The organism is Curtobacterium ammoniigenes NBRC 101786 (assembly GCF_001571045.1).
GTDB classification, from domain to species: Bacteria; Actinomycetota; Actinomycetes; order Actinomycetales; family Microbacteriaceae; genus Curtobacterium; species Curtobacterium ammoniigenes.
Window position 1 is genome coordinate 13,950 of record NZ_BCSV01000003.1, and the last position, 24,261, is coordinate 38,210.

At 68.1% G+C, this 24,261-nt stretch carries 21 protein-coding genes; 14 read left to right on the top strand and 7 right to left on the bottom strand.

Translation table 11 applies throughout. From position 1 onward, the window contains the following. Positions 1-60: 60 nt before the first annotated feature. Positions 61-2,046 (top strand): 1-deoxy-D-xylulose-5-phosphate synthase, encoded by a 1,986-nt coding sequence (gene dxs, locus CAM01S_RS07100; protein WP_066518743.1) that lies wholly within the window; start codon positions 61-63, stop codon positions 2,044-2,046. Between the two features lie 217 nt (positions 2,047-2,263). On the opposite strand, the gene CAM01S_RS07105 is transcribed toward dxs, so the two are convergent. From CAM01S_RS07105 to CAM01S_RS07120, 4 genes are all read right to left on the bottom strand, one after another. Next, positions 2,264-4,408 (bottom strand): 3-hydroxyacyl-CoA dehydrogenase NAD-binding domain-containing protein, encoded by a 2,145-nt coding sequence (locus CAM01S_RS07105; RefSeq protein ID WP_066518746.1) that lies wholly within the window; start codon positions 4,406-4,408, stop codon positions 2,264-2,266. Between the two features lie 2 nt (positions 4,409-4,410). After that, on the bottom strand, positions 4,411-5,628 hold the full coding sequence (locus CAM01S_RS07110) for a thiolase family protein (RefSeq protein WP_066518750.1): 1,218 nt from the start codon (positions 5,626-5,628) through the stop codon (positions 4,411-4,413). A gap of 98 nt (positions 5,629-5,726) precedes the next feature. Further along, the gene (locus CAM01S_RS07115; RefSeq protein ID WP_245631572.1) at positions 5,727-7,025 is read right to left on the bottom strand and encodes an HRDC domain-containing protein; all 1,299 of its coding nucleotides are present in this window, start codon (positions 7,023-7,025) and stop codon (positions 5,727-5,729) included. Then, a complete protein-coding gene (locus tag CAM01S_RS07120) occupies positions 7,018-7,614 on the bottom strand; it encodes a DUF3000 domain-containing protein (protein WP_066518757.1) in 597 nt (198 codons plus the stop codon). The genes CAM01S_RS07115 and CAM01S_RS07120 overlap by 8 nt, the downstream gene beginning before the upstream one ends. Positions 7,615-7,681: 67 nt before the next feature. On the opposite strand from CAM01S_RS07120, the gene CAM01S_RS07125 reads away from it, so the two are divergent. Then, positions 7,682-8,866, top strand: coding sequence for an alpha/beta hydrolase (locus CAM01S_RS07125; protein WP_066518759.1), 1,185 nt, complete (start codon positions 7,682-7,684; stop codon positions 8,864-8,866). 2 nt (positions 8,867-8,868) lie between these two features. On the opposite strand, the gene CAM01S_RS07130 is transcribed toward CAM01S_RS07125, so the two are convergent. Next, positions 8,869-9,315: a SufE family protein gene (locus tag CAM01S_RS07130; protein WP_066518761.1), complete on the bottom strand. Its 447-nt coding sequence runs from the start codon at positions 9,313-9,315 to the stop codon at positions 8,869-8,871. Next, complete coding sequence (locus tag CAM01S_RS07135) at positions 9,312-10,223, bottom strand: sulfurtransferase (protein ID WP_066518767.1); 912 nt, start codon at positions 10,221-10,223, stop codon at positions 9,312-9,314. Before CAM01S_RS07135 ends, CAM01S_RS07130 begins: the two co-directional genes overlap by 4 nt. A 182-nt stretch (positions 10,224-10,405) precedes the next feature. Between CAM01S_RS07135 and zapE the strand changes: the two genes are divergently transcribed. The 12 genes from zapE to CAM01S_RS07195 all read left to right on the top strand — a co-directional run bounded on the left by zapE (position 10,406) and on the right by CAM01S_RS07195 (position 23,268). Beyond that, positions 10,406-11,425: a cell division protein ZapE gene (gene zapE / locus CAM01S_RS07140; protein WP_066518768.1), complete on the top strand. Its 1,020-nt coding sequence runs from the start codon at positions 10,406-10,408 to the stop codon at positions 11,423-11,425. 221 nt (positions 11,426-11,646) lie between these two features. Beyond that, complete coding sequence (locus CAM01S_RS07145) at positions 11,647-12,984, top strand: ABC transporter substrate-binding protein (protein WP_066518773.1); 1,338 nt, start codon at positions 11,647-11,649, stop codon at positions 12,982-12,984. Beyond that, positions 12,981-13,943 carry a carbohydrate ABC transporter permease gene (locus tag CAM01S_RS07150; protein WP_066518788.1) on the top strand — a complete coding sequence of 321 codons (963 nt, stop codon included), beginning with the start codon at positions 12,981-12,983 and terminating at the stop codon, positions 13,941-13,943. The genes CAM01S_RS07145 and CAM01S_RS07150 overlap by 4 nt, the downstream gene beginning before the upstream one ends. Then, a complete protein-coding gene (locus CAM01S_RS07155; RefSeq protein ID WP_066518795.1) occupies positions 13,940-14,839 on the top strand; it encodes a carbohydrate ABC transporter permease in 900 nt (299 codons plus the stop codon). Before CAM01S_RS07150 ends, CAM01S_RS07155 begins: the two co-directional genes overlap by 4 nt. A gap of 169 nt (positions 14,840-15,008) precedes the next feature. Then, positions 15,009-16,151 carry a Gfo/Idh/MocA family protein gene (locus tag CAM01S_RS07160; protein WP_066519883.1) on the top strand — a complete coding sequence of 381 codons (1,143 nt, stop codon included), beginning with the start codon at positions 15,009-15,011 and terminating at the stop codon, positions 16,149-16,151. A 102-nt stretch (positions 16,152-16,253) separates the two neighbouring features. Then, positions 16,254-17,270, top strand: coding sequence for a sugar phosphate isomerase/epimerase family protein (locus CAM01S_RS07165; protein WP_066518799.1), 1,017 nt, complete (start codon positions 16,254-16,256; stop codon positions 17,268-17,270). Further along, positions 17,263-17,967: a ThuA domain-containing protein gene (locus tag CAM01S_RS07170; RefSeq protein ID WP_066518801.1), complete on the top strand. Its 705-nt coding sequence runs from the start codon at positions 17,263-17,265 to the stop codon at positions 17,965-17,967. The genes CAM01S_RS07165 and CAM01S_RS07170 overlap by 8 nt, the downstream gene beginning before the upstream one ends. Beyond that, positions 17,964-19,073 carry a Gfo/Idh/MocA family protein gene (locus CAM01S_RS07175; protein ID WP_066518804.1) on the top strand — a complete coding sequence of 370 codons (1,110 nt, stop codon included), beginning with the start codon at positions 17,964-17,966 and terminating at the stop codon, positions 19,071-19,073. Before CAM01S_RS07170 ends, CAM01S_RS07175 begins: the two co-directional genes overlap by 4 nt. 10 nt (positions 19,074-19,083) lie before the next feature. Continuing rightward, positions 19,084-20,178 carry a LacI family DNA-binding transcriptional regulator gene (locus tag CAM01S_RS07180; protein WP_083527846.1) on the top strand — a complete coding sequence of 365 codons (1,095 nt, stop codon included), beginning with the start codon at positions 19,084-19,086 and terminating at the stop codon, positions 20,176-20,178. A 211-nt stretch (positions 20,179-20,389) separates the two neighbouring features. Next, positions 20,390-21,658, top strand: coding sequence for an ammonium transporter (locus CAM01S_RS07185; RefSeq protein ID WP_066519885.1), 1,269 nt, complete (start codon positions 20,390-20,392; stop codon positions 21,656-21,658). A gap of 164 nt (positions 21,659-21,822) precedes the next feature. Beyond that, positions 21,823-22,212 (top strand): ChaB family protein, encoded by a 390-nt coding sequence (locus CAM01S_RS07190; protein ID WP_066518808.1) that lies wholly within the window; start codon positions 21,823-21,825, stop codon positions 22,210-22,212. Between the two features lie 93 nt (positions 22,213-22,305). Continuing rightward, positions 22,306-23,268 carry a beta-ketoacyl-ACP synthase III gene (locus CAM01S_RS07195; RefSeq protein ID WP_083527892.1) on the top strand — a complete coding sequence of 321 codons (963 nt, stop codon included), beginning with the start codon at positions 22,306-22,308 and terminating at the stop codon, positions 23,266-23,268. Positions 23,269-23,278: 10 nt separating this feature from the next. Here CAM01S_RS07195 and CAM01S_RS07200 read toward each other — a convergent pair whose 3' ends face one another. After that, a complete protein-coding gene (locus CAM01S_RS07200; protein ID WP_174520416.1) occupies positions 23,279-24,208 on the bottom strand; it encodes a hypothetical protein in 930 nt (309 codons plus the stop codon). Positions 24,209-24,261: the final 53 nt, after the last annotated feature.

Genomic DNA, 24,261 nt, shown 5'->3' on the forward strand with positions numbered 1-24,261 from the left:
TCCGAACTCCAGTCGGAACCGACGCATACACTGAACCTTCGCGAGTCGAAAGGAGTGCCCGTGAGCCTGCTCGCCAGCGTTCGATCGCCGGAGGATCTGAAACGCCTCTCGGACTCGCAGATGGATCAGCTTGCTGCTGAGATTCGTCGGTTCCTGGTGTCGGAAGTCGCGAAGACCGGGGGCCACCTCGGCCCGAATCTCGGCGTTGTCGAACTCACCCTTGCGATGCACCGAGTCTTCGATTCGCCGAACGATCCGTTCATCTTCGACACGGGCCATCAGTCGTACGTCCACAAGCTCGTCACCGGTCGCCAGGACTTCAGTGCCCTGCGAACCCGCGGTGGCATCGCCGGGTACCCGCAGCGCTCCGAGTCGAAGCACGACATCGTCGAGTCCTCGCATGCGTCGTCGTCGCTGTCGTGGGCAGACGGGATCTCGCGCGCGTTTCACGCGACGGGGCAGTCGGACCGGACCGTGGTCGCGGTCGTCGGGGACGGTGCGCTCACCGGTGGCATGACGTGGGAGGCGCTCAACAACATCTCGGACGGCAACGACCGTCGGCTCGTCATCATCGTCAACGACAACGGGCGGTCGTATGCCCCGACGATTGGCGGGATGGCCCGGTTCCTCAACTCGGTGCGCACGCGGCGCGAATACCGGGAGCTCTACGAGAAGACCCGCGACTTCGCCGATCACTTCGGAGCGCCGGGCCGGGCCGTCTATCGCGGCATGCGCGGTGGGCTGCATGGGTTCCTGAGCCGGTTCGCGAACAACGAGGCGCTGTATTCGAACCTCGACATCAAGTACATCGGCCCGGTGGACGGGCACGACGAGCGCGCAATGGAGGCTGCGCTCCGGCAGGCGCGCGACTACGGCGCTCCGGTGATCGTGCACGCCATCACGGAGAAGGGCCACGGTTTCGAGCCCGCGCTCCGAGACACCGCCGACCAGTTCCACGCGGTCGGCCACATCGACCCGGAGACGGGCGAGTCGTTGGAAGCCTCGAACGCTGCGACGTGGACCGATGTCTTCGCCGAGGCGCTCGCGCAGGCTGGCGACCGCGACCCCCGGATCGTGGCGATCACTGCGGCGATGCTCCGGCCGACCGGTCTTCATCGGTTCCAGGATCGCCACCCCGACCGCGTCTACGACGTCGGCATCGCCGAGCAGCACGCCGTAACCACTGCGGCCGGCCTTGCCTATGGCGGCATGCACCCCGTCGTCGCGCTGTACGCAACGTTCATCAACCGCGCCTTTGACCAGGTCCTGATGGATGTGGCGCTGCATAAGGCGGGCGTGACGTTCGTGCTCGATCGGGCCGGGATCACCGGTCCCGACGGCCCGAGTCATCACGGGATGTGGGATCTGGCGATCCTCCAGGTCGTGCCGGGGATCCGAATCGCAGCGCCGCGCGACGCGACGACGTTGCGCGAGGAGTTCGCTGAAGCGCTCGCGGTTACCGATGCCCCGACCGTCGTCCGCTATCCAAAGGGCGCCGTCGGTCCGGACATCCCGGCCGTACGGCGACTCGAGGACGGGGTCGAGATCCTGCACGAGCCCTCCGGTGCCCGATCAGGCGGCTCCGCAGCGTCGGAGGAGACTCCTGATGATCTCGCTCCTGACGTCCTGATCGTCGCTGTCGGCCCAATGACGACGATCGCGTTGGAAGCAGCCGGGCTCCTGGAGGCGCAGGGCATCGGCGTGACCGTCGCCGACCCGCGATGGGTCGTTCCCGTGCCGACCTCCTTGACCGAGCTCGCCCGCGAGCACCGTCTCGTGATCACGATCGAGGACGGCGTCCGTGTCGGCGGGATCGGCACGCGCCTGCGGCAAGACCTCCGTGCGGCCGGCGTTGACACCGGCGTGAACGAGCTCGGCCTGCCGGACGCGTTCATCGACCATGCCTCGCGGAGTCAGATCCTCGATCAGGTCGGACTCTCCGCGCAGGCGATCGCGCGCGACGTCATCGACCAGGTCGTGGGCACGAAGCTGCCACAGGCGAAACCCGCGTCGACGCGCGAGCGACCGGCCTCGGCCCGAGCCTGACCGGCGGCGGGACGAGGGAGTGCCGCCTCCAAGCCTGACCGGCGGCAGGTCGAGGGAGTGCGCCTACCTCGGGCGCAGGCGTCGGAGTGCCGAGCCGAACCGCGGGAACAGCGTTGGGCGCTCGTCGGGCCCCCGGAGGCGAGCGCCCGGCGCCCGAACCGCGGGAATAGGTTGGGCGCTCGTCCCGACCTGCGAGACGAGCGCCCAGCCTGCAGCCTTACCGGGAGGCTGGCCCCACGATCTTCGGGTCGTGGAACGTGCCGCCGAACACGCGCTCGGAGGCGCCGGTTCGGTCGAGGTAGGGGCTGATGCCCCCGGCCTGGAATGGGTACCCCGCGCCGAGGATCAGCCCAAGATCGATCTCCTCGACGTGTTCGACGACTCGGTCCTCGAGCATGCGGTGAAGTTCGTCGGCAAGCGCGTCCTCGAAACGCCGACGCATGGCGTCAGCATCCACCGGTCGCGCGTCCTTCTTCGCCGGTGCGACGAGCTTCACGGCTGCCGGGTCGTATCCCGTGACAGCGCCCTTCTTGTCGCGCTGCAGGATGTGCCCGAACTCGGCGAGCCGCGCGAGACCGGTGCCGGGATAGAACCGCTCCGGCCACGCGGCGTGGTGCGAGTCGAGCACGTGCGCGCCGACCGGGAGGCCGACGAGTTCGAGCAGCTCGAACGGTGACATCGGCAGGCCGAGCGGGGCCGCGCCCTCGGCGACGGTCTCAAACGGCGTGCCCTGTTCCACGCCCTCCATCGCAATGCCGAGCACGCGTGCGAGCACGCGGTTCACGACGAACCCTGGCTGGTCGGCGGTCACGATCGCGGTCTTCTTCAGCTGCTTCGCGACCGCCAGCCCTGTCGCGATCGCCTCGTCGGACGATGCGGAGGCCCGAACGACCTCCACCAGAGGCATGACCGCGACCGGGTTGAAGAAGTGGAACCCGATGAGACGCTCCGGGTTCGCGAGGACTGACGCCATCGCGTCGACGGAGAGCGAGGAGGTGTTCGTCGCGAGGATGGCGTCCGGTGCGATCACCCGCTCGATGTTGCGGAACACCACCTGTTTGACCGAGAGCTCCTCGAACACCGCCTCGATGACCCAGTCCGCGTCCGCGAAGGCGTCGTACGACACCGACCCGGACACGAGCGCGCGAATCCGGTTGGCGTCGTCGGGGGAGACCCGGCGCTTGGCGAGCAGGTCGTCGATCGACTGATGAATGCGAGCGACCCCCGCGTCGACGCGGGCTTGGTCGATGTCGGTGATCACGACCGGCACGCCGAGGCGGCGTGCGAACAGCAGCGCGAACTGCGATGCCATGAGCCCGGCGCCGAGCACCCCGACCTTCGTGATCGGTTTGGGCGCGGCCTCCGGCGCTCCCACCGGCTTGCGCGCCCGCTTCTGGACGAGGTCGAACGCGTACATCGACGCCGCGAACTGGTCTCCGGCGATCAGATCGGCGAGTGCGTCGTCCTCGTCCGCGAATCGCTCGTCGAGCGACCCGCTCTTCGCGGCAGCGACCAGGTCGAGCGCGCGGAACGGTGACTTCGAGACGGTACCGATCTTCGCCGCGACTTGGGACCGAGCCACTTTCACGACGGTGCCCCACGCGGCCTTCTGAAGGGCGCCAGGGGTGTGCGGCCGGTCGACCTTCTCCGCGCCGGTGACGACACGGTCGGCCCACTTGATCGCATCCGGCAGGAACATGACCGAGTCGATGAGTCTGTCACCGACGCCGAGCTCGACAGCTGCCGGACCGTCGAGGAGTCGGTTGTTCTTCAGTGGGTTCTCGATGATGACGCGGAGCGCGCGCTCGGGCCCGATCAGACGGGGGAGCAGCGTCGCGCCACCCCAGCCCGGCACGAGGCCGATGAACACCTCGGGCAGGCCGATGCCTTGCGCCGCCGACGAGAACGCGCGGTAGGTGCAGTGCAGGGCGACCTCGAGGCCTCCTCCGAGCGCGATGCCGTTCACGAACGCGAACGACGGCACACCGAGATCACCGAGCTTCCGAAGCGTCGCGTGTCCGAGCTGCGCGAGCGCGAGCGCGGTCTCCCGGTCGGGGACAGTGCTCGCCTGGGACAGGTCGGCGCCTGCCGCGAGGCAGTACTCCTTGCCGGTGATCGCTGCGGCCTGCACGCGTCCTGCGGCGGCGTCGGCGCGGATCGCGTCGAGCGCTGCGGAGAGCTCCAGCAGGGTTCGCGGGCCGAGGGAGTTCGGCCGCTTGTAGTCCTTGCCGTTGTCGAGGGTGATGAGTGCGAGCGTCCCGCCGCTCGGCATCGGCACGTGCTTGACGTAGGAGTGGGTGACGACTTCGTCCGCGCTCAGCGCCTCGAGCCGAGCCGATGCGTGCTGATCGATCGTGGTCATGCTCACGCCGCCTTTCGTGCTGCCCGCGCTGCGGACGCGGAGTAGTTCGGGTTCTCCCAGATCACCGTGCCGCCCTGGCCGAGACCGATGCACATGGTGGTGATGCCGTAGCGGACCTCGGGGTGGTCGGCGAACTGCGCGGCGAGCTGCGTCATGAGGCGGACGCCGCTCGAGGCCAGCGGATGTCCGACCGCGATCGCGCCGCCCCACGGGTTGACTTTCGTCGAGTCCTGCGGGATGCCGTAATGGTCGAGGAACGCGAGAACCTGCACGGCGAATGCCTCGTTGATCTCGAAGAGCCCGATGTCATCGATGGACAGCCCTGCCTTGGCGAGGGCCTTCTCGGTCGCAGGCACCGGTCCGATCCCCATCACCTCGGGGTCGACGCCGGCGAAGGCGAACGAGACGAGCCGCATCTTCGTCGGGAGGCCGTGCTGCTTCGCGGCGTCCGTCGAGGCGAGGAGGCTCATGGTCGCTCCGTCGTTCAGGCCCGCGGCGTTGCCGGCGGTGACCCGTCCGTGGGGCCGGAAGGGCGTCTTCAACGCGGCCAGCGCCTCCAGGGTGGTCTCGGGGCGCGGTGGCTCGTCCTTGGTGACGAGATCCCAGCCGGTCGCGGTCTTCACCTCGACGGGGATGAGGTCGGGCTGCAGTTTCCCGGCCGCCCACGCGGCGGCGTACCGCTGCTGCGACTGGACGGCGTACGCGTCCGCGCGGTCCTTCGTGATGTCGGGGAACCGGTCGTGCAGCCGCTCGGCGGTCTTGCCCATCACGAGTGCGTCGGCGTTCACCATGCGCTCCGCGACGAAGCGCGGGTTCGGGTCGGCGCCGAAACCCATCGGGTGGCGTCCCATGTGCTCGACGCCGCCGGCGATCGCGATGTCGGCGGCTCCGAAGGCGATCGCCCCGGCAAGCGTGGTCACGCTGGTCATCGCGCCCGCGCACATGCGGTCGATCGCGTATCCCGGGACGCTCTTCGGGAGGCCCGCGAGCATGCCCACGGTGCGGCCGAGCGTCAGCCCCTGGTCACCCTGTTGCGTGGTGGCCGCGACGGCGACGTCGTCGACGGCTGCGCGATCGAACGCATTGCGATCGAGCAGCCCGCGCATCGCGTGCACCGCGAGGTCGTCCGCGCGGGTGGTCCAGTACACCCCCTTCTCACCGGCACGGCCGAACGGGGTGCGGACTCCGTCTACGAAGACGACGTCTGATGCTTTGGGCACTGTGGAGCCTCCAGATCCTCATCGATCAGCGGTCGGATTCCCGACGCGCTCGACGCTAGGCCAGCCTCCTGTGCGGCGTCGAACCGCTTGGGTGGTTCCTACGACTCCGAAGCGGGGTTCACGGGAGGCGCCTGTTCGGCTGCAACAAATGCGGAAGTGATGCGTTCCGCGGTCTCGGCGATCTGCCACGGGCGCGCGCCCGCATCGGCGAGCGCCGCTGCGATGGCTGTGACGGAGAGCGGCTGTGGCGGCTCCCACGCCACCTGTCGAAGCGTGTCCGGCGTGAGCAGGTTCTCGACCGGCAGGTCGAGGTCGCTTGCGTGTTCCACGACCGCTGCGCGGGCAGCTTTGTATCGGCGGTCCGCCGCCGGATTGCGGTCGGCCCACGAGCGTGCGGGCGGGAGGCCCGGCTCGCCTCCGCCCCGAAGCTTCGGCAGGTCTGTGGTCGTGCGCCCGGCCTCGACCGCGGCCCACCAGCGTTCGATCTGGCTCCGGCTCGCACGGCCAGAGAATGCCTTCATCGATGCGAGCTCACGCTGCGACGCTGGGCTCGCTGCTGCGGCGGCGAGGATCGACGCGTCCGGGATGGTGCGACCGGGGGCGACATCGATCTCTTGCGCGTAGGCATCGCGCGCGAGCCACAGTTCTCGCGCGATCGCAAGGGCGCGCTGACCCCGGAGCGTGTGCAGGCCGGAGAGTCGCCGCCACGGCTCCGCGCGCGGGGGCTTCGGGGCGCGCGTCAGCACGGCATCGAACTCCTGCCGCGCAAGGTCGAGCTTGCCGGATGCGGCAAGCCGCTCGGCGAGGGCATCACGCACGTCGACGAGCAGCTCGACATCGAGCGCCGCGTACACGAGCCATGACTGCGGCAGCGGCCTCGTGGACCAGTCGGCGGCGCTGTGCTCTTTGGCGAGCCGGACGCCGAGGAGCGCTTCGACGACCGCGCCGAGCCCCACGCGCGGGAGGCCGGCGAGCCGCGCGCCGAGCTCGGTGTCGAAGATGCTCGATGGGATGAGACCGACCTCCGCCAGGCACGGCAGGTCTTGGCTGGCGGCGTGAAACACCCACTCCGCGTCCGCTATCGCGGCCTGCAGCGGCGCGAACGAGGAGATCGCGATCGGGTCGAAGAGGAACGATCCCGCTCCGCGGCGGTACACCTGCACCAGGTAGGCGCGCTGCGAGTATCGGTATCCGCTTGCTCGCTCCGCGTCGACCGCGACCGGGCCGGTCCCGCTCGACAGGCGCTCGACAGCGCGGAGGAACGCCTCGTCGTCGGCGATCACGTGCACCGTGTCGTGCGACGCCTCGACAGCATGGACGGCGTCGAGCACGGGATCGGTCACGACGTCCATCTTGGCGGATCGACTCGACGCGTCCGCGCTGGATTCGTCAGTCACGGGCAAGCCTTCTCGGGGCGAGCAGCGCGACACCGTCGGACGCAGGCGGGAGACCGGCGAGCATCGCGACAATGTCTTCCCACGCCTGCACGTGCGGGATCAGGTCATCGTCGAGGGGAGACCAGGATGCCCGGAGCTCGAGCTGCGCGCCGTCCCCCTGCGCTGCGAGTTCGCCGTATCCGCGGGAGATGATCTTCGTGGCGGTTCCCGACGCGCTCCCGTACGCGGCGTGATGCGCGTCCAACGCGTCGACGAGCCAGCTCCAGGTGACGTCGGCCACGAACTCGTCGACGCCGATTTCCGGTTCGAGCGGGGCCTGCGCGAAGCTCACCACGCGGAACGGACCGCCCCACCCCTCGGGTTCCTCCGGGTCGAAGAGCGCGACGAAGCGGCCGGTTCCGATATCGCTGTCGACGCCGTGGGCTGTTCCGGAGACATCCGCGGCGAGCGCGATCGAATGCGGTGCCACGCGTGACGGTGAGGGGATCTCCGTCACCGTGGTCTCAACGCGGCGCGTCCCGGTCGTGAGGTATTCGCGAAGCCGCAGGAAGGCAGACGGTTCGCGCACCGTTTCTCGGGATTCCGACACGAATGCAGATTAGGCTCTGCGGAGCGACGGCGTCGTTCCGGCGCGCCGATCGAGCAGGAGGACCGCGATGTCGTTGCGCTCCGCCGCACGCGCCGCCGGGATCGCCATCGGAGCGGGGGCAGTGGCAGGCGGTGCTGCGGCGGGCGTGCTGGTCGCGGCGATGTCGCGCATTGTCGTGACGCCGGATCGGCGGCGGGTCGAGCGCGTCCCCCTTGTCGCGGTCGATCTTGCCCGGGGGACACTGACGCTCGCGCGAACGGCCGACACCGAACTGCCGGGCAGGTACAGCGTGTGGTTCCGTGCCGGCTCCGGCCACGCCCGCGTGGGTGACGTCATCTCGGCGACACCCGACACCGTGACGCGGGAGATCCTCGCCCTGCAGGGCGCATCGCTCAGCGGTGTTCGCTTCGTCCGCTGGGGCGGATGGTTCTACCTGCATCCGGGCGAACTCGACGTGCCGGTCGAGGACGTTGCGATTCCGACACCGAATGGCGCCGCGCCCGCCTGGGTCGTGCGTGCCGATGACCCCGCGGCGCCGTGGGCGGTCCTCGTGCACGGCAGGGGCGTCACTCGTGCCGAGACGATTCGTGCGGTTCCGGTCTTCCGTGCCGCCGGGTACTCGGTGCTGCTCGCGTCCTGGCGAAACGACGGCGTCGCGCCGGCGTCGCGGGACGGCCGCTATCGGCTCGGCGACACGGAGTGGGAGGACATCGACGCGTGTCTCACCTGGATCACCGAGGCGGGCGGTCGCAGCGTCGTGCTCATGGGGTGGTCGATGGGCGGGGCCGTCGTCCTGCAGACGCTCCTGCGGTCCTCCGCCCGGCGGATGATCCAGGGCGTGGTGCTCGAGTCGCCGGTCGTCGACTGGGCGACCGTCTTGCGGTCGCAGGCCGCGCAGCTCCGGCTGCCACCGTTCGTGCTGCCCGGAGTGCAGTGGTTGCTGCGCACGCGACTCATGCACCGGGTGGCTGGCGCAGCGGAGCCGGTCGACATTCGGTCGCTCGACATGGTGGCGCGGTCCGCGGAGCTCGATGTCCCCATCCTGATCCTGCACAGCGACGACGACGGTTTCGTTCCGTCGACTGCATCGCACGCGTTGGCCGGGGCGCGGCCCGATCTGGTGCGTCTCGAGATCGCTCACACGGCGCGGCACACAAAGCTGTGGAACCATGACGCCGACTGGTTCGACGCGCGGATCCTCGCCTGGCTGACCGAGGTGCTGCGCGTCGTACCGGCGACCGAGTCGCGCTGAGGTCAGCTCACCAGGGCGCGCACCTGTCGCTGCACCCGACCGAGCATTCCCACCATGCCCCGGATGCGAAGCGGGGACACGGCCTCCTGGAGGCCCAGCGTGAGGGGGTAGTCGGATGGCACTGCGAGCACCTCGGCGGAATGCAGCCCGGTCAGGCCCTGCACGAGGATCGATGCGAACCCGCGCGTGGTGGGCGCTTCCGCCGGGGCGGTTGCGACCATGCGCACGATATCGGGTCCGTCCGCGGGCTCGCCGACGGTCACGTCGATGAACACGGGCGACTGGCACTCCTCGACGCGTTCGAGCTCTTCCTCGTGCCCCTGGTACCGCTCGGAAAGCGGTGGGAGCTCGTTGGAGAACTCCAGGAGCAGTTGCAAGCGATCGCGCTTCGACAGGGCGAGGAAATCATCGCGGGTTGCCGCGAGGGCCTCCGGCAATGGCGCGCTCATCGCGCGGGTACGGCGCCGGGCTCCGCGCCCTGCACGATCGGCACGCGCACCGCGCTGCCCCACTCCGTCCACGACCCGTCGTAGTTGCGGACGTGCGGGTAGCCGAGAAGATGCTGGAGCACGAACCAGGTGTGGCTCGACCGCTCGCCGATCCGGCAGTACGCGATCACCTCGTCCGCATCGCCGACACCAGCGCCGTCGCGGTAGATCGCCTCGAGCTCGGCGCGGTCCTTGAACGTTCCGTCGGTGTTCGCCGCCGTTGCCCAGGGGATGTTCACCGCGGAGGGGATGTGACCGCCGCGGAGCGCCCCCTCCTCCGGGTAGTCCGGCGCGCTGGTGCGCTCGCCGGTGTACTCGGGGGCGCTCCGCACGTCGATGAGCGGCTTTCCGAGGTGCGCCAGCACGTCGTCGCGGAACGCGCGGATCGCCTCGTCCGACCGGTCGACCGTCGGATAGTCGACCGGCTGGGCGCTCGTCTCGTCAGTCGTCATCGGGCGGTCCTCGGCGACCCACTTGGCGCGCCCGCCGTCGAGGAGTCGGACGTCGGCGTGACCGAAGAGCGAGAAGACCCAGAGCGCGTACGCGGCCCACCAGTTGTTCTTGTCGCCGTAGATGACGACCGTGGTGTCACGGCCGATGCCCTTGCCGCCGACCAGTCGGGCGAACGCCGCGCCGTCGATGTAGTCGCGCTCGACCGGATCATTGAGGTCGGTGTGCCAGTCGATCTTGACGCTGCCGGGGATGTGCCCGGTCTCGTAGAGCAGAACGTCCTCGTCGGACTCGACGACGACGAGGTCGGGGGAGGCTGCACCGTTGTCGAGCTGCGCCTGCAGCCATTCCGTCGACACGAGCCGCTCCGGATGCGCATAGGCCTGGAACTTGTCGGACGGGTCGAGCGGGTAGGTCATCGGTGCTCTCCTCTCGGCCCTGGTGGGGCCGGGCTGAACTCTCGCGCGGACTAGGATCAGTGTCCTGCGCCGTGAATACGGTACGCCGGTCAGGCGGGTGAGGTCATCCCGATGACGATTCGCGACTGCCCGTCCGGCCTGCACGGCGCGTTCCCGTCTCGCTTCCTCCTCGGAAGGCACGCATGCCCGCGCACCTCGTCGACCGCAACCCGACGCTGACTCCAGCGCAGATGGCGGAAGCGCTCGTGCCGCCGCCGCAGTTCGAGGGCGCGACGTTCGAGACGTATCGACCGGATCCTGAGTTCCCCTCGCAGGCATCGGTGCGGGATGCGGTCGAGCGATTCGTGCGGACCGAGCCAGAGCCTCCGACGCGGCGGAGCCTGTTCACCCGCCGCAAGCGGGTCGAGCCGGAGGCTGTGGTCACGTCGGGCGTGTACCTCGACGGCGGATTCGGGGTCGGGAAGACGCACCTCCTCGCGGCTGCGTACCACGCGGCCCGCGGCCGGAAGACGTTCGGCACCTTCATCGAGTACACCGCGCTCGTTGGCGCGCTCGGGTTCCAGGGCACGGTCGAGCTGCTGCGTGGAACGGCGCTGGTGTGCATCGATGAGTTCGAACTCGACGACCCCGGCGACACCATGGTCATGACGCGACTGATCAAGGAGCTGTCCGATACCGGGACGCGGTTCGCGGCGACGTCGAACACCCCGCCGGGTGCCCTCGGCGAGGGCCGGTTTGCCGCGCAGGACTTCCTCCGCGAGATTCAGGCGATGTCGGATCGATTCGACACGCTCCGGATCGACGGCCTCGACTACCGGCGCCGATCGGTGACCGAGCACGCGGTGACCGTCGATGACGTCGCCTCCGTACTCGCGACCCTTCCCACCGGAGGCTCGGATCGCGTCACGCTCGACGACTTCCGTTCCGTCGTCGCCCACCTCGGGTCAGTGCACCCGTCGAAGTACGTTGCGCTGGTCGACGGTCTCGATGCCGTGGGGCTCCGGGACGCGACGCCGTTCGCGGATCAGACCGACGCGCTCCGCTGGGTTGCCCTTGTGGATCGGCTGTACGACGCACAGATTCGGATCGTCGCGTCCGGGACGCCGCTAGACGAGCTCTACCCGGAGTCGATGCTCACGGGCGGGTACCGGAAAAAGTATCTGCGAGCCGCAAGCCGCGTCGTAGCGCTGACGCGCGACTGATCGCGAAAGTTTCGTCGTCTTCGCCAGCGAGAGTTTCCTTCTCACGAAACGCAGTGGAGCGGGTCGATAACGGTTTGGAAACGCCGGATCGGCTGATTGACACGGTTCTACCGGTGAGGTAGGAAGGGCTTCAGCCATTCGAGGCACCCGACCCGAGTCGGGAAAGTTTTGTTCAAGGAAGAGCAAGGTCCCGCACTGAAGCGGGGCGGAAGGAACGACTGATGGCAGAACACAACGGGTCCGCGTTCACGAGGCGGGCTCTGTTCGGAGCGGCCGGGGCAGTCTCGCTCGCGGGCATCCTGGCTGCTTGCTCCCGGACCGGGAGCAGCACGGGCGGCGGCGGTGCGTCCGGTGCCGCTGCGGCGTCCGGAACGATCAAGTTCTGGAACATGCCCTGGGGTGGAACGGCGTTCAACCCGCTCGACAAGAAGATCACGACCGCGTTCAAGAAGGGTGGCTTCACCGCCACCTACCAGGAAGTCCAATGGGCGAACTTCACCACGGTCTTCTCGTCGGCGGTCGCGTCGAACACCGGCCCCGCCGTGAGCTCCGGCGGTGGCACGCAGGCGTTCCAGTACGCCCACGAGGGCAAGATCCACTACGCGGACAAGCTCCTCGACTCCTGGAAGTCGAACGGCCTGTACGACGACTTCCTCCCGGGTCTGCTCGACACGATGAAGACCGACCAGGGCTACGCGGCGGTGCCGTACAACCTGGACGTTCGGTGCTCCTGGTACAACAAGTCGCTCATGCAGCAGGCCGGCGTTCAGCCGCCCAAGACCTGGGACGACTACACCAACGTCTGCGCCGCGCTGAAGAAGATCGGCGTGTACGGATTCGGCCTCGGTTCGGGTGCCGGTAACTTCACCGGTTCGCACATCCTCACCGCGTTCATGATCAACAACGGTGGCGGCCTCTTCAACTCGAAGAAGGAGCCGGACTGCGTGACCGATCTCAACGTCGAGGCGATGGAATACGTCCTCATGCTCGTGAAGAACGGCTACTCCGACCCGGCTGCCGCGACCTACACGAGCGCCAACGTGCAGTCGCAGTGGAAGGCGAAGAAGTTCGGCTTCGGCTGGGACGGCGCCGGCCTCGCGGTGAGCGTCGGCGGCGACGTGCAGAACGACATGGTCGTCGGCGACCCGCTGACCGGTCCTCACGGCACCAAGGGCGGCCTGTACTTCCCGAACAACATCATGATGTACACCAACACCCCGAGCACCACGGGCTCCGAGGACTTCATGACGTACTACTACAAGAACATGTCCGCGCTGTGGACGCAGAACACCGGCATCGGCCTGCCCCCGCTGAAGTCCATCGCCTCGACGAGTGCCTTCAAGCAGGACCCGAACAACGTCAAGATCCTCAACGAGTGGAACCCGATCTACAAGACCTGGGCCGCTCCGGGCGGAACCGGCCTGTTCTACAACATCGCGAACACCGTTGACGGAACCGCGCCGATGAACACCTTCGCCCAGTCGATCCTCGGTGGAAAGACGGACGCGAAGACGGCTCTGCAGACCCTGCAGAACTCCATCGAAGGTCTGATGAAGTGACCACGGACACCGTCGCCCGCCGGCTGCAGCAAGCCCGGAATGGCGTCGGTGTCGGTGGAAGCGGACGACCGCCGGGTGGGCGCACGCGCCGCCCGGCGGTCTCCCGCACCGGGACCTTCCTGCTGTTCGCGGTGCCGTCGGTGCTGCTGCTCGTCCTCCTCAACGCCTATCCGGTCATCTACGCCGGGTGGGAATCGCTCCACAACGGCGACCTCATCAGCGCAGGCTCCTTCGTCGCGTTCGCGAACTACCTCGCGGTCGTCCAGGAGCCGGCGTTCTGGCACGCCGCGATCTTCACCGTCGTGTTCACCATCACCGGTGTCTTCGGAAGCTGGGTGATCGGACTCGCCCTCGCGCTCCTCCTCCGCACGAAGATTCCTGCGAACGGCTTCTTCAAGGTGCTGCTGCTCCTGCCGTGGGTCGTTCCGACCGTGGTCTCAGCAGCGTCGTGGAACTGGCTCGTGGCCACGCCGCAGTCGCCGTTGCCGCTGCTGGCGCACGCGCTGGGCATGGGGAACGTACTCTTCCTCGCGAACCCGCTGCTCGCGCAGATTACGGTCTGCACGTTCAAGGTGTGGATCAGCTTCCCCTTCATGATGATGCTGACGAGCTCGGCCCTCGCGGCCGTCGACACGAACGTCTATGAGGCCTCGAAGGTCGACGGTGCCGGCCCGTGGCAGACGCTCACGCGCATCACCCTCCCCATGATTCAGCGGTCGACCTTCGTCAGCTGGATCCTTATGACCATTTTCTGCGTCAACGACTTCCCGACCATCTGGCTGTTGACGCAGGGCGGTCCGGTGAACTCCACGCAGACCCTCGTCGTCATGGCGTACGAGACGGTGTTCCAGAACAACCAGGTCGGTCCCGGTGTCGCGATCGCGTTCCTGATGACCCTGGTACTCGTGGTCGTCTCCGTGGTCCTGTACCGCCAGATTCGGAAGGTGAACATCGAATGACCGCCGAGACGAACGAACTCGCGATCGGCCGTCGATCGCAGGCGATCGCGACCCCGAAAGGTCAGCCGCGTCGTCGGACGCTCGGCGAGAGCGGCGAGCGCGGGAAATGGTGGCGGTTCGTCGCGATCCTGGTGATCACGGCAATCGTGATCGTGCCGATCGTGTCCGTGCTGTACCTGTCGGTGACGCCGTCGCTCGGTTCGAAGGCCGTCGGACTGACGTTCGAGAACTACTCGACCGTGTTCACGTCGACGTCACTCTCGTACTGGCTCGAGAACAGCCTCATGATCGCCGGCGTGACCGTCCTCGTCTCGGTGATCGTGGCTGCCCCCGCCGGCTACGTGCTGTCGCGTGGTCGCAGCAAGTGGGTATCGAGCTATGCGCTGATCCTCTTCGTGGTGCAGTCGCTCCCGGTTGTGACGGCAGTGATCCCGCTGTTCTTCCTGTTCGCGAAGCTGAACCTGGTCGACAACCTCGCCGGCGTGGCGATCATCTACATCGGCTCGACGATGTCGGTCGCGATCTGGATGATGGCGGCGTACTTCGACTCGATCCCGATCGCCCTTGAGGAAGCGGCGTGGATCGACGGTGCGAGCGTCCTCGGCAGCTTCAGCCGCGTCGTTTTGCGGAACTCGCTGCCGGGCATCCTGTCGACGGCCATCTTCTCGTTCCTCCTCGCGTGGAACGACTACCTGGTCGCTGTCGTGTTCCTGCGGAGCGACGTGAACTACACCCTCCCCGTTGGTCTGAACACGTTCTTCCAGCAGAACCAGACCGACTGGGGCGATGTGATGTCCGTCGCGGTCGTCATGATGATGCCGCCGATCATCGTCTTCGCGGTGCTGAACAAGTTCTTCAGCGTCGGCGGCATCGGCGGTTCGCTCGCGGGCCGCTGATCCGCGAACCACCTGACCGTGCTGCGCGTCGATGTCGTCGGCGCGCAGCACGGTTCCGGCCTGCGTGCGCAGCGCGGCCGATCCGACGCGCGCTTCGATGCGGCGCGTCGCCACCAGCTTTGAGAAGGAGTTCTCCGTCGTGACTGGATCACAGCCGCTCCGGGTCGCCATGATCGGCACCGGATTCATGGGAAACGCGCACAGCCAGGCCTGGAGGGTCGCCCCGCGGTTCTTCGACCTTCCGTTGTCGCCGGTCATGCAAGTCATCGTCGGCCGCAACGGCGCGCGGACGCAGGAGGCTGCCGATCGGCTCGGATGGGCCGAGAGTGCCACGGACTGGCAGGCGGTCATCGAGCGCGACGACATCGATCTCATCGACATCTGCTCGCCCGGCGACAGCCACGCCGAGATCGCGATCGCCGCGCTCGAGGCGGGGAAACACGTCCTCTGCGAGAAGCCGCTCGCCAACACCCCTGCTGAAGCCGAGGAGATGGTCACGGCGGCGCGCCGCGCGAGCGAGCGCGGAATCCGGTCGATGGTGGGATTCACCTATCGCCGCGTACCGGCGATCACCTTCGCTCGACAGCTCGTGCACGCGGGCCGGATCGGTACGCTGCGGCAGGCGCGTGCTGCGTACCTCCAGGACTGGCTCGTCGACGAAAATGGGCCGATGACGTGGCGACTCGACAAGAGCCGAGCCGGGTCTGGCGCCCTCGGCGACATCGGCGCCCATGCGGTGGATGCGGTGCAGTTCATCACCGGCCAGCGCGTCGACGATGTGTCCGGCCATCTTCGGACGTTCGTGACCGAGCGTCCCCTGCTCGCCGAGACCGTCGGATTGTCCGGCACCGCATCGAGCGAGCGCGGAACGGTGACGGTCGACGATGCCGCGTGGTTCACCGGCCGTCTCTCGGGCGGAGCGGTCGCGAGCTTCGAGGCCAGCCGCTACGCGCTCGGCCGGAAGAACGGGCTGACGATCGAGCTGTACGGGTCGCGTGGGGCGATCATGTTCGACCTCGAGCGGCTCAACGAGCTGCAGTTCTACGACGCCGCCGACAGCGCGACGGAACAGGGTTTCCGGCGGATCCTCGTCACGGAGCCGGAGCATCCCTATGCGGGCGCGTGGTGGCCGACCGGGCATCCGCTCGGCTACGAGCACGGGTTCTCGCACCAGGTCGTCGATCTGGTGAAGGACATCGCCGAGGGACGCGACCCGTCGCCGTCCTTCGACGATGGTCTGCAGGTGCAGCGCGTTCTCGATGCCGTGGAGCGGTCATCGGGCTCCGATGGCGCCTGGGCCGCGGTCGGCTGACCGACTGCTCGGGTACGCGCGGGCGTGACGTCCGCGGTACCACGGACATGTGCGGCGCGCGACAGGACGCACCGCAGAACGAGAGAAGGGAACGAGCACGACATGACACGACCGATCACGCTCTTCACCGGCCAGTGGGCCGACCTGCCCTTCGAGGAGGTGGCCCGTCTCGCTGGAGAGTGGGGGTACGACGGGCTCGAGATCGCCTGCTGGGGAGACCACCTCGACCCCAATCGGGCTGCGACCGACGATGCGTATGTCGCCGACCGTCTTGCGATCCTCCGAAAGCACAATCTCGAGGTCTTCGCCATCTCCAACCACCTCAAGGGTCAGGCGGTCTGTGACGACCCGATCGACCAGCGGCATCGCGACATGCTGCCCGACAGCGTGTGGGGCGACGGCGAGCCCGAGGGCGTGCGGCAGCGCGCGGCCGAGGAAGTGAAGAACACCGCCCGCGCGGCAGCCCGGCTCGGGGCGAAGACGGTGACCGGATTCACCGGTTCGTCGATCTGGAAGTACGTGGCGATGTTCCCCCCGGCGTCGCAGGAACTCGTCGACGCCGGGTACCGCGATTTCGCCGAGCGATGGAACCCGATCATCGACGTGTTCGACGAGGTCGGCGTCCGGTTCGCGCTCGAGCCGCATCCGAGCGAGATCGCCTACGACTACTGGACGACCAAGGCGACGCTCGATGCGATCGAGCACCGCGAGGGCTTCGGGCTCAACTGGGACCCGAGTCACATGGTGTGGCAGGACCTCGACGCGGTCGGCTTCCTCTGGGATTTCCAGGACCGCATCTACCACGTGCACTGCAAGGACACGAAGCGCCGCCTCAACGGTCGGAACGGGAGGCTGTCCTCCCACCTCGCATGGGCCGACCCGCGACGTGGCTGGGACTTCATCAACACCGGCCACGGCGACGTGCCGTGGGAGGACGCGTTCCGCATGCTCAACGCCATCGGCTACGAGGGCCCGCTCTCGGTCGAGTGGGAGGACGCCGGGATGGACCGGCTCCTCGGAGCACCCGAAGCGCTCGCGTTCGTTCGCGAGCACGCCATCACACCATCCACCGCTGCGTTCGACGCAGCCTTCAGCACGAAAGCACAACCGAATGCCTGAGCGCCACGCGCTGATCGTCCGCGGCGGCTGGGACGGCCACGAGCCGGTCCAGACCACCGAATTCTTCATCCCGTTCCTCCGCGAACACGGATTCACCGTGCGCGTCGAGGAGAGCCCCGCGATCTACGCCGACGAGGCGTACATGGACACCGTCGACCTCGTCGTGCAGGTCAACACCATGAACACGATCGAGCCGGAGCAGCTCGCCGGGCTCGTGCGTGCCGTCCGGAACGGAACGGGTATGGCGGGGTGGCACGGCGGCATCGCCGACTCGTATCGCAACAGCGCCGACTACCTGCACATGATCGGCGGGCAGTTCGCCCACCACGCCGGCATCGAACCGTCCCTCCGCAAGGGGGAGCAGTCGGACAACTACATCCCGTACACGGTGCACATCACCGAGCTCGGCAAGCAGCACCCGATCACGCAGGGCATCGAGGACTTCGACCTCGTCACCGAGCAGTACTGGGTTCTCTCGGATGAATACAACGATGTACTGGCGACGACAACGCAGGACGTGCGCCCCTGGGACCCCTGGAACCGACCGGTGACCGCGCCAGCGATCTGGACGCGCCAGTGGGGAGCTGGTCGGATCTTCGTCTCGGCGCCCGGGCACAAGCTCGAGATCGTGCAGGATCCGAACGTCCGAACCATCATCGAACGCGGCATCCTCTGGGCCGCACGGGGAGAGTCATGAGCAGCGCACCACTCCGGGTCGGCATGGTCGGCGTCGGAACGATCAGTGCCCAGTACTTCGCGTCGTTCGAGAAGCTCCCGAACCTGCAGCTCGTCGCCGTCGCGGACATCAACGAGGAGCGCGCGCGTGAGGTCGCGGCCGAGCACGGTGTCGACGCACGGTCGGTCGACGACCTGTTCGCATCCGACGACATCGACGCCGTGCTCAACCTGACGATCCCTGCCACACACGTCGACGTCGGGCTGCGCGCCATCGAGCACGGCAAGCACGTGTTCGCGGAGAAGCCGCTCGGGCTCAGCGTCACCGAGGCGAGACCGCTCGTCGAGGCCGCAGACGCGGCCGGCGTCCTGCTCGGAAGCGCACCCGACACGGTGCTCGGCACGGGCATTCAGACGGCGCGCGCCGTGATCGACGACGGCGTCATCGGAGACGTGCTCGGGGCCTCCGTGCACTGGTCCGCCCCTGGGCATGAACGGTGGCATCCGAACCCGGCCTTCTATTACCAGCCGGGCGGTGGGCCGCTGCTCGACATGGGCCCCTACTACATCACGAGCCTCGTCACGCTGTTCGGACCGATCATTCGCGTCTCCGGGCTCGCGACCCGGTCCGACCGCCCACGCACCGTGGCGACCGGCCCGCAGGCCGGCACACCGATCCCCGTCGCGATCGACACGCACGTCACGGCGCTCCTCGAACACGAGTCGGGGGTCTCCTCGCAGATCACGGTGAGCTTCGAGGTCTGGGCAACGCGGTCGCCGCTGTTCGAGGTCTACGGCACCAAGGGCACGCTCGCGGTTCCGGACCCGAATCGGTTCAACGACCCGGTCGAGGTGTACACGGCCGACACCGCTGAGTGGCGCGCGGTGCCGGAGACCGCCGGCTACCGTGATTCCGGCCGTGGGTATGGGCTGGCGGAACTGGCGGAGGCGCTGCACAACAATCGCCAGCCACGCGCCTCCGGAGCCCTTGCGCTGCACGTGCTCGACGTCATGGAGTCGATCGCGCGAGCCGCGGACGAGCGCTCGGTCGTGACGCTTCACACGACCGTCGAGCGTCCGGAGACGGTCCCGCTCTCCGACCGCCCGGAAGCGTCCGAGAACTCCTAGGATTCCCACCATGACGATCCAGACGAGCGCGAGCGAGCGGACCACGCTCGCGCTCGTCGCGTCCGAGGCGCAGGTCTCGCTCTCCACCGTCTCGAAGGTGCTCAACGGCCGCACCGGCGTCTCCGCGCCGACGCGCGCCCGCATCGAGACGCTGCTGCACGAGCACGGCTACAACCGGCGCGGAAGTACGCGATCGAGCAGCCTCGTCGAGGTCGTGTTCGCCGAGCTCGGAACCTCGGACGATGTGGAGTTGAACTCCCAATGGTCGACAGAGATCATTCGCGGCGTCGAACGCGTCGCGCGGGAGGCCGGTCTGTCGGTCGTCGTCACGGAAAGCGGGGATCGCCGTTCCCCCGTCAGCGGCTGGCTGGACCGCGTGCTCGAGCACGACCCCGTCGGCGTGATCTTCGTCGTGCGGAGCCCGTCGGCCGAACTGCGGAAGCGGCTCCGGATCCGGAAGGTGCCGTTCGTCGTCATCGACCCGGCCGGCGAGCCCGACCCGGAGGTGCCATCGATCGGCGCGGCGAACTGGGCCGGGGGGGTGCAGGCCGCGCGGCACCTCCTCGACCTCGGCCACCGGCGCGTCGGCGTCATCACCGGGCCGCAGGACATGATCATGTCGCGCGCGCGGCTCTCGGGCTTCCGGTCGGCGATCGATAACTCCGGGATCGGCCTGCCCCCGAACTACATCCGCTACGGCTCCTTCGACGTGGCGAGCGGAATCGCACAAGGCCTCGATCTGCTCAACATGCCCGAGCCTCCGACGGCGATCTTCGCGGAGAGCGATCTGCAGGCCCTCGGCGTGTATGAAGCGGCGCGTACGCTCGGCCTGCGGATCCCGGCGGATCTCTCGGTCGTCGGCTTCGACGGCCTCCCACTCGGTCGATGGGTCGCCCCGCCGCTGACGACGATCCGCCAACCGATCGTCGACATGGCGGCGCAGGCCGCTCGTCTCGTCATCGCACTTCGGGAAAGCCCAGATCAGGACCACATGCGCGTCGACCTCGAGACGCGACTGGTCGTTCGGGGAAGCACGATGCCGCTGCATCGGACGGACGCGGCGCCTCGCACGGACACCGCGCTTCCGCTGTCCACGTCCGTCTGAGCAGCCGAACCAGACACGCTCGCGCACGATTGTTGCGCGGCCGCCCGCTCTGAAACACGACGTTTACACGGGCCGGGACCGTGTTACACGAGCGAAACACATGAGGCTTCGCTGTGAAACGTCTGCTCGCCACACTTGCAGCACCCGACGCGGACGCCCACGAAGCAACTCTGGGCACCCGTCCGCTGGATTTTCGAGAGGTGGACAGATGCTGAACCAGGGCAACACGGCATTCGTGTTGATCATGGCCGCACTGGTGTTGTTCATGACACCCGGCCTGGCGTTCTTCTACGGCGGACTCGTGAAAGCGAAGTCCGTCATCAGCATGATGATGATGTCGTTCGGCGCGATCGGACTCGTCAGCGTCCTGTGGGTGCTGTACGGCTACGCGATCTCATTCGCCGTTCCCGGACCGGGTTCGCACATCGTCGGCATTCAGGGCGTGTTCGAGATCGACACGAATCTGCTCGGCCTCGGCCAAGCGTTCGAGCAGTCGCAGGCCTCGACGATTCATGCCGCATACCCGACGCTCGCGTTCGTCGGTTTCCAGGCGACCTTCGCGATCATCACCGTCGCGCTGATCTCCGGAGCGATCGCCGACCGCGCGCGCTTCGGGACGTGGATGGTGTTCTCCGGCATCTGGGCCACTGTCTGCTACTTCCCGGTCGCCGACTGGGTGTTCAACCTCGGCCACGGCTGGATCAACAACCTCGGCGTGATCGACTTCGCCGGTGGAACCGCAGTCCACATCGACGCTGGTGCGGCGGGCCTCGCGCTCGCGCTCGTCCTCGGCAAGCGCGTCGGATTCGCCAAGGGCGCGCACAAGCCGCACAACCCGCCCTTCGTGCTCCTCGGCGCGGGCATCCTGTGGTTCGGATGGTTCGGCTTCAACGCCGGGTCGGAGGGCGCCGCTGACGGAATCGCCTCGCTCGCCTGGATCAACACGCTCGCCGCTCCCGCAGCAGCCGTGCTCGGCTGGCTCCTCGTCGAGAAGCTGAAGGACGGCAAGGCGACCTCGATCGGTGCGGCGTCCGGTGCCGTCACCGGGCTCGTCGCGATCACCCCCGCGTGTGCCGCGCTGACGCCCGGCTGGGGCGTCGTGCTGGGCTTCGTGTCCGCCGTGATCTGCTGCTTCGCCATCGACTGGAAGTACCGCCTCGGCTTCGACGACTCGCTCGACGTGGTGGGTGTCCACCTCGTCGGCGGGATCGTCGGGACGCTCTGGCTCGGCTTCTTCGCCAACAAGACGGGTCTCATCTACAGCGGCTCGTTCGCGCAGCTCGGCAAGCAGGCCCTCGCAGCAGCGGTCGTGCTCGTGTACTCCTTCGTCCTCGCATTCATCATCGGCTGGATTCTGCAGAAGACGATGGGCTTCCGCATCACGTCCGAGGAAGAGGTCGCCGGCATCGACGCTGTCGTGCACGGCGAGGAGGGCTACGTGCTCTACGACCAGGAGGACCGCACGCCGATCGGCGTCTGACCTCACGGGCTCAACGGACCCCCGGTCACACCTCGTGTGGCCGGGGGTTCTGCCGTTCCCGGCGCCGTCCCGAGCGGTTGGGAGGGGTATTGCGGCTGGGAGGGCCCATTCAGCCTCCCGGCGTAGGTATGGCGTTCTGCTGACAACGATGGTGAGGAGGCGCCATGCCCGCACGAGACGAACTCCCGAGCACCCTGCAGCGGTCCGAGAAGCATGCACAAGACCTCTGGGCCGCGACCCTTGACGCTGCGAACGCAGAGTACGGGAGCGGCGAGCGCGCGCGACGCACGGCGTTCGCGGCCCTCAAGCATGAATACGAGAAGGTCGGCGACCACTGGGAGCGCAAAGCGGAGAACGGGCCCTCAGATTCCGGCGCTGCCGGGTCGCGGGGGAGCGGAGCGACCCAGGAGGGTGTGGACGCGAACGCGTCGAAAGCGCACCTCCTCGACGTGGCCAAGCGACTCGATATCGCTGGCCGGACGACGATGAACAAAGGCGAGCTGGTCGACGCGATCAAGAAGGCGAACCGCCGCGCCACCGCGAAGGCGCGCTGACGGCCGAGCCGGTCCGCGTCGCGCACGTGCCGGGAACGGTGCTGACCGCCGAACCGTCGCTCGGACCGCGGGTGTGCCGGTAACGTGCTGTCGGTGAACGGTACGGGATCAGCTGGCAGTCGCATCGTCGGGTTCGGGCACTACCAGCCCGACCGGGTCATGACGAACGAGGACCTGTCCCAGATCGTCGACACATCGGACGAGTGGATCGTCACCCGGACGGGCATCCGCGAGCGGCACATCGGCGGCGACGATGACACGGTGACGAACATGGCTGTCGCCGCCGGGCGTGCTGCCCTCGACGACGCCGGTATCGACCCTGGTGCCGTTGATCAGGTGATCGTCGCGTCGACGAGCCTGTCCGACCGGGCACCCTACACAGCCGGACGTGTCGCGGTCGCACTGGGCATGTCCACGCCAGCGCCCCTCGACATCAACACCGCCTGCAGTGGCTTCGAATCCGCGATGGCGATTGCCGACATGTCGATCCGGACCGGCGCCGCGACCACGTCGCTCGTCATCGCATCCGAGCGGATCTCCGGTCTCGTCGACTGGACGGATCGGAGCACGTGCGTCCTCATCGGCGATGGCGCCGGTGCCGCCGTCGTCACGGCATCCAAACGTCCCGAGATCAGCCCGGTGTCGTGGGGGAGCGTGCCCCATCTCGTCAACGCAGTCCTCGTGGACGGGGAACCGCAGCGATTCTCGCAAGAGGGTCGCTCGATCTATCGGTGGGCGATCACGGAAGCGGAAGCGCATGCTCGCGCGGTCGTCGAGCGGGCCGGACTCACCATGGACGACATTGAGGTTCTTGCGTTCCACCAGGCGAACCTGCGGATCATCGAGCCGCTTGCGAAGGCGCTCGGGGGCGCGGACAAGGTCGTCCTCCGCGACGTGGAGTGGTCCGGCAACACCTCAGCGGCCAGCGTGCCCCTCGCTCTGTCGAAGGCGTGGGCCGCCGGTGAACTGCCCGAAGGGGCGCCCGCGCTCCTGTTCGGATTCGGCGGCGGCTTCACGCACGCCGGCCAGGTGGTGCACATCCCCGTCCGACGCTGATCGCGCTGGCTTACGCCGAGACGTCCTCGTCGCGTGTCCAGAGGTCGTCGTCTGCGGCTCGCCGTCGGCGCAGCTTCCCAACGGGAAGGGCGCGGCGTCGTTCCTTCTCGATCGCGGGAGTGCGCGACGCCGCGTCGACGTCCACGAGCACGGGGAATGCCACCGGGGGCGGCCCGAACGCGCCGCGAGAACTCTCGATCACGCGCTTCCCGAGCGTATGGTTCCCGATGCCGCCGACCGCCGCGCCGATGCCGAACGGCAGAGCGCGGCCGACCACGCTCGCGCCTTGGCGCGCCATGAACCGCCGCATGAACTGATCGCGCAACTGGCCGCCGATCCCGCTGACGACCTGTTTCGGCAGCGACGTCGTGACGAGCTCGCCCCAGAACGCGGTCCTGGCCTGACCGCCGGCGGCCTGTCCGGCGAGCTGGCGGAGCAGGACGGTGCCCGGCGTGCCGAGGATCATCGCGGTGACGAGCGTCCGAGCGCGCTCAGGGTCGTCGATTCCGACTCCGTGCACTTCCGCGACCGACTGGGCGAAGAGCGCACTCGTCTCGAGAAACCCGAGCGTCTCGACACCGCTCAGGCCAAGGCTCGTTCCGAAGCCGATCGCGGGGATCACTGCTGTGGCACCGACCGCAGCCCCACCCGTCGACACCGCTGCGAGGTATCGCCGCTCGAGGATCCGAAGGATATCCGACGGGCTCGCATCCGGATGCCGCTTGCGGATCGATGCGATGTGCGCCAGGACCGCCGGACGCTGCACGGCGAGCACGCGATCGAGCATGGAGACCCATCGTGGTTGCCTTCCACGATCGGTGATCCCGTCGGTCGGCTGGTGGTCGATCGATGGGCCGCTGAGCGGCGGGGTCGCAGACCAGGCCGCCGGTGCGGACCAAGACGAGGGGACGGGGAGGTGCTTGTCGCGGCGTCCGGGCATGCGGTCACGGTACGCGAGGCGCATGCATGCCATCCCAGGCTCCCGATGGTTGC

What these genes read in the sequence shown, in the direction of transcription:
- CAM01S_RS07125 (WP_066518759.1), top strand. Translation starts at nt 7,682, where the DNA reads ATGTCGTTGCGCTCCGCCGCACGCGCCGCCGGGATCGCCATCGGAGCG.
- CAM01S_RS07135 (WP_066518767.1), bottom strand. Translation starts at nt 10,223, where the DNA reads ATGACCTACCCGCTCGACCCGTCCGACAAGTTCCAGGCCTATGCGCAT.
- zapE (WP_066518768.1), top strand. Translation starts at nt 10,406, where the DNA reads ATGCCCGCGCACCTCGTCGACCGCAACCCGACGCTGACTCCAGCGCAG.
- CAM01S_RS07190 (WP_066518808.1), top strand. Translation starts at nt 21,823, where the DNA reads ATGCCCGCACGAGACGAACTCCCGAGCACCCTGCAGCGGTCCGAGAAG.
- CAM01S_RS07155 (WP_066518795.1), top strand. Translation starts at nt 13,940, where the DNA reads ATGACCGCCGAGACGAACGAACTCGCGATCGGCCGTCGATCGCAGGCG.
- CAM01S_RS07145 (WP_066518773.1), top strand. Translation starts at nt 11,647, where the DNA reads ATGGCAGAACACAACGGGTCCGCGTTCACGAGGCGGGCTCTGTTCGGA.
- CAM01S_RS07175 (WP_066518804.1), top strand. Translation starts at nt 17,964, where the DNA reads ATGAGCAGCGCACCACTCCGGGTCGGCATGGTCGGCGTCGGAACGATC.
- CAM01S_RS07105 (WP_066518746.1), bottom strand. Translation starts at nt 4,408, where the DNA reads ATGACCACGATCGATCAGCACGCATCGGCTCGGCTCGAGGCGCTGAGC.
- CAM01S_RS07130 (WP_066518761.1), bottom strand. Translation starts at nt 9,315, where the DNA reads ATGAGCGCGCCATTGCCGGAGGCCCTCGCGGCAACCCGCGATGATTTC.
- CAM01S_RS07165 (WP_066518799.1), top strand. Translation starts at nt 16,254, where the DNA reads ATGACACGACCGATCACGCTCTTCACCGGCCAGTGGGCCGACCTGCCC.
- CAM01S_RS07160 (WP_066519883.1), top strand. Translation starts at nt 15,009, where the DNA reads ATGATCGGCACCGGATTCATGGGAAACGCGCACAGCCAGGCCTGGAGG.
- CAM01S_RS07180 (WP_083527846.1), top strand. Translation starts at nt 19,084, where the DNA reads ATGACGATCCAGACGAGCGCGAGCGAGCGGACCACGCTCGCGCTCGTC.
- CAM01S_RS07170 (WP_066518801.1), top strand. Translation starts at nt 17,263, where the DNA reads ATGCCTGAGCGCCACGCGCTGATCGTCCGCGGCGGCTGGGACGGCCAC.
- CAM01S_RS07200 (WP_174520416.1), bottom strand. Translation starts at nt 24,208, where the DNA reads ATGCCCGGACGCCGCGACAAGCACCTCCCCGTCCCCTCGTCTTGGTCC.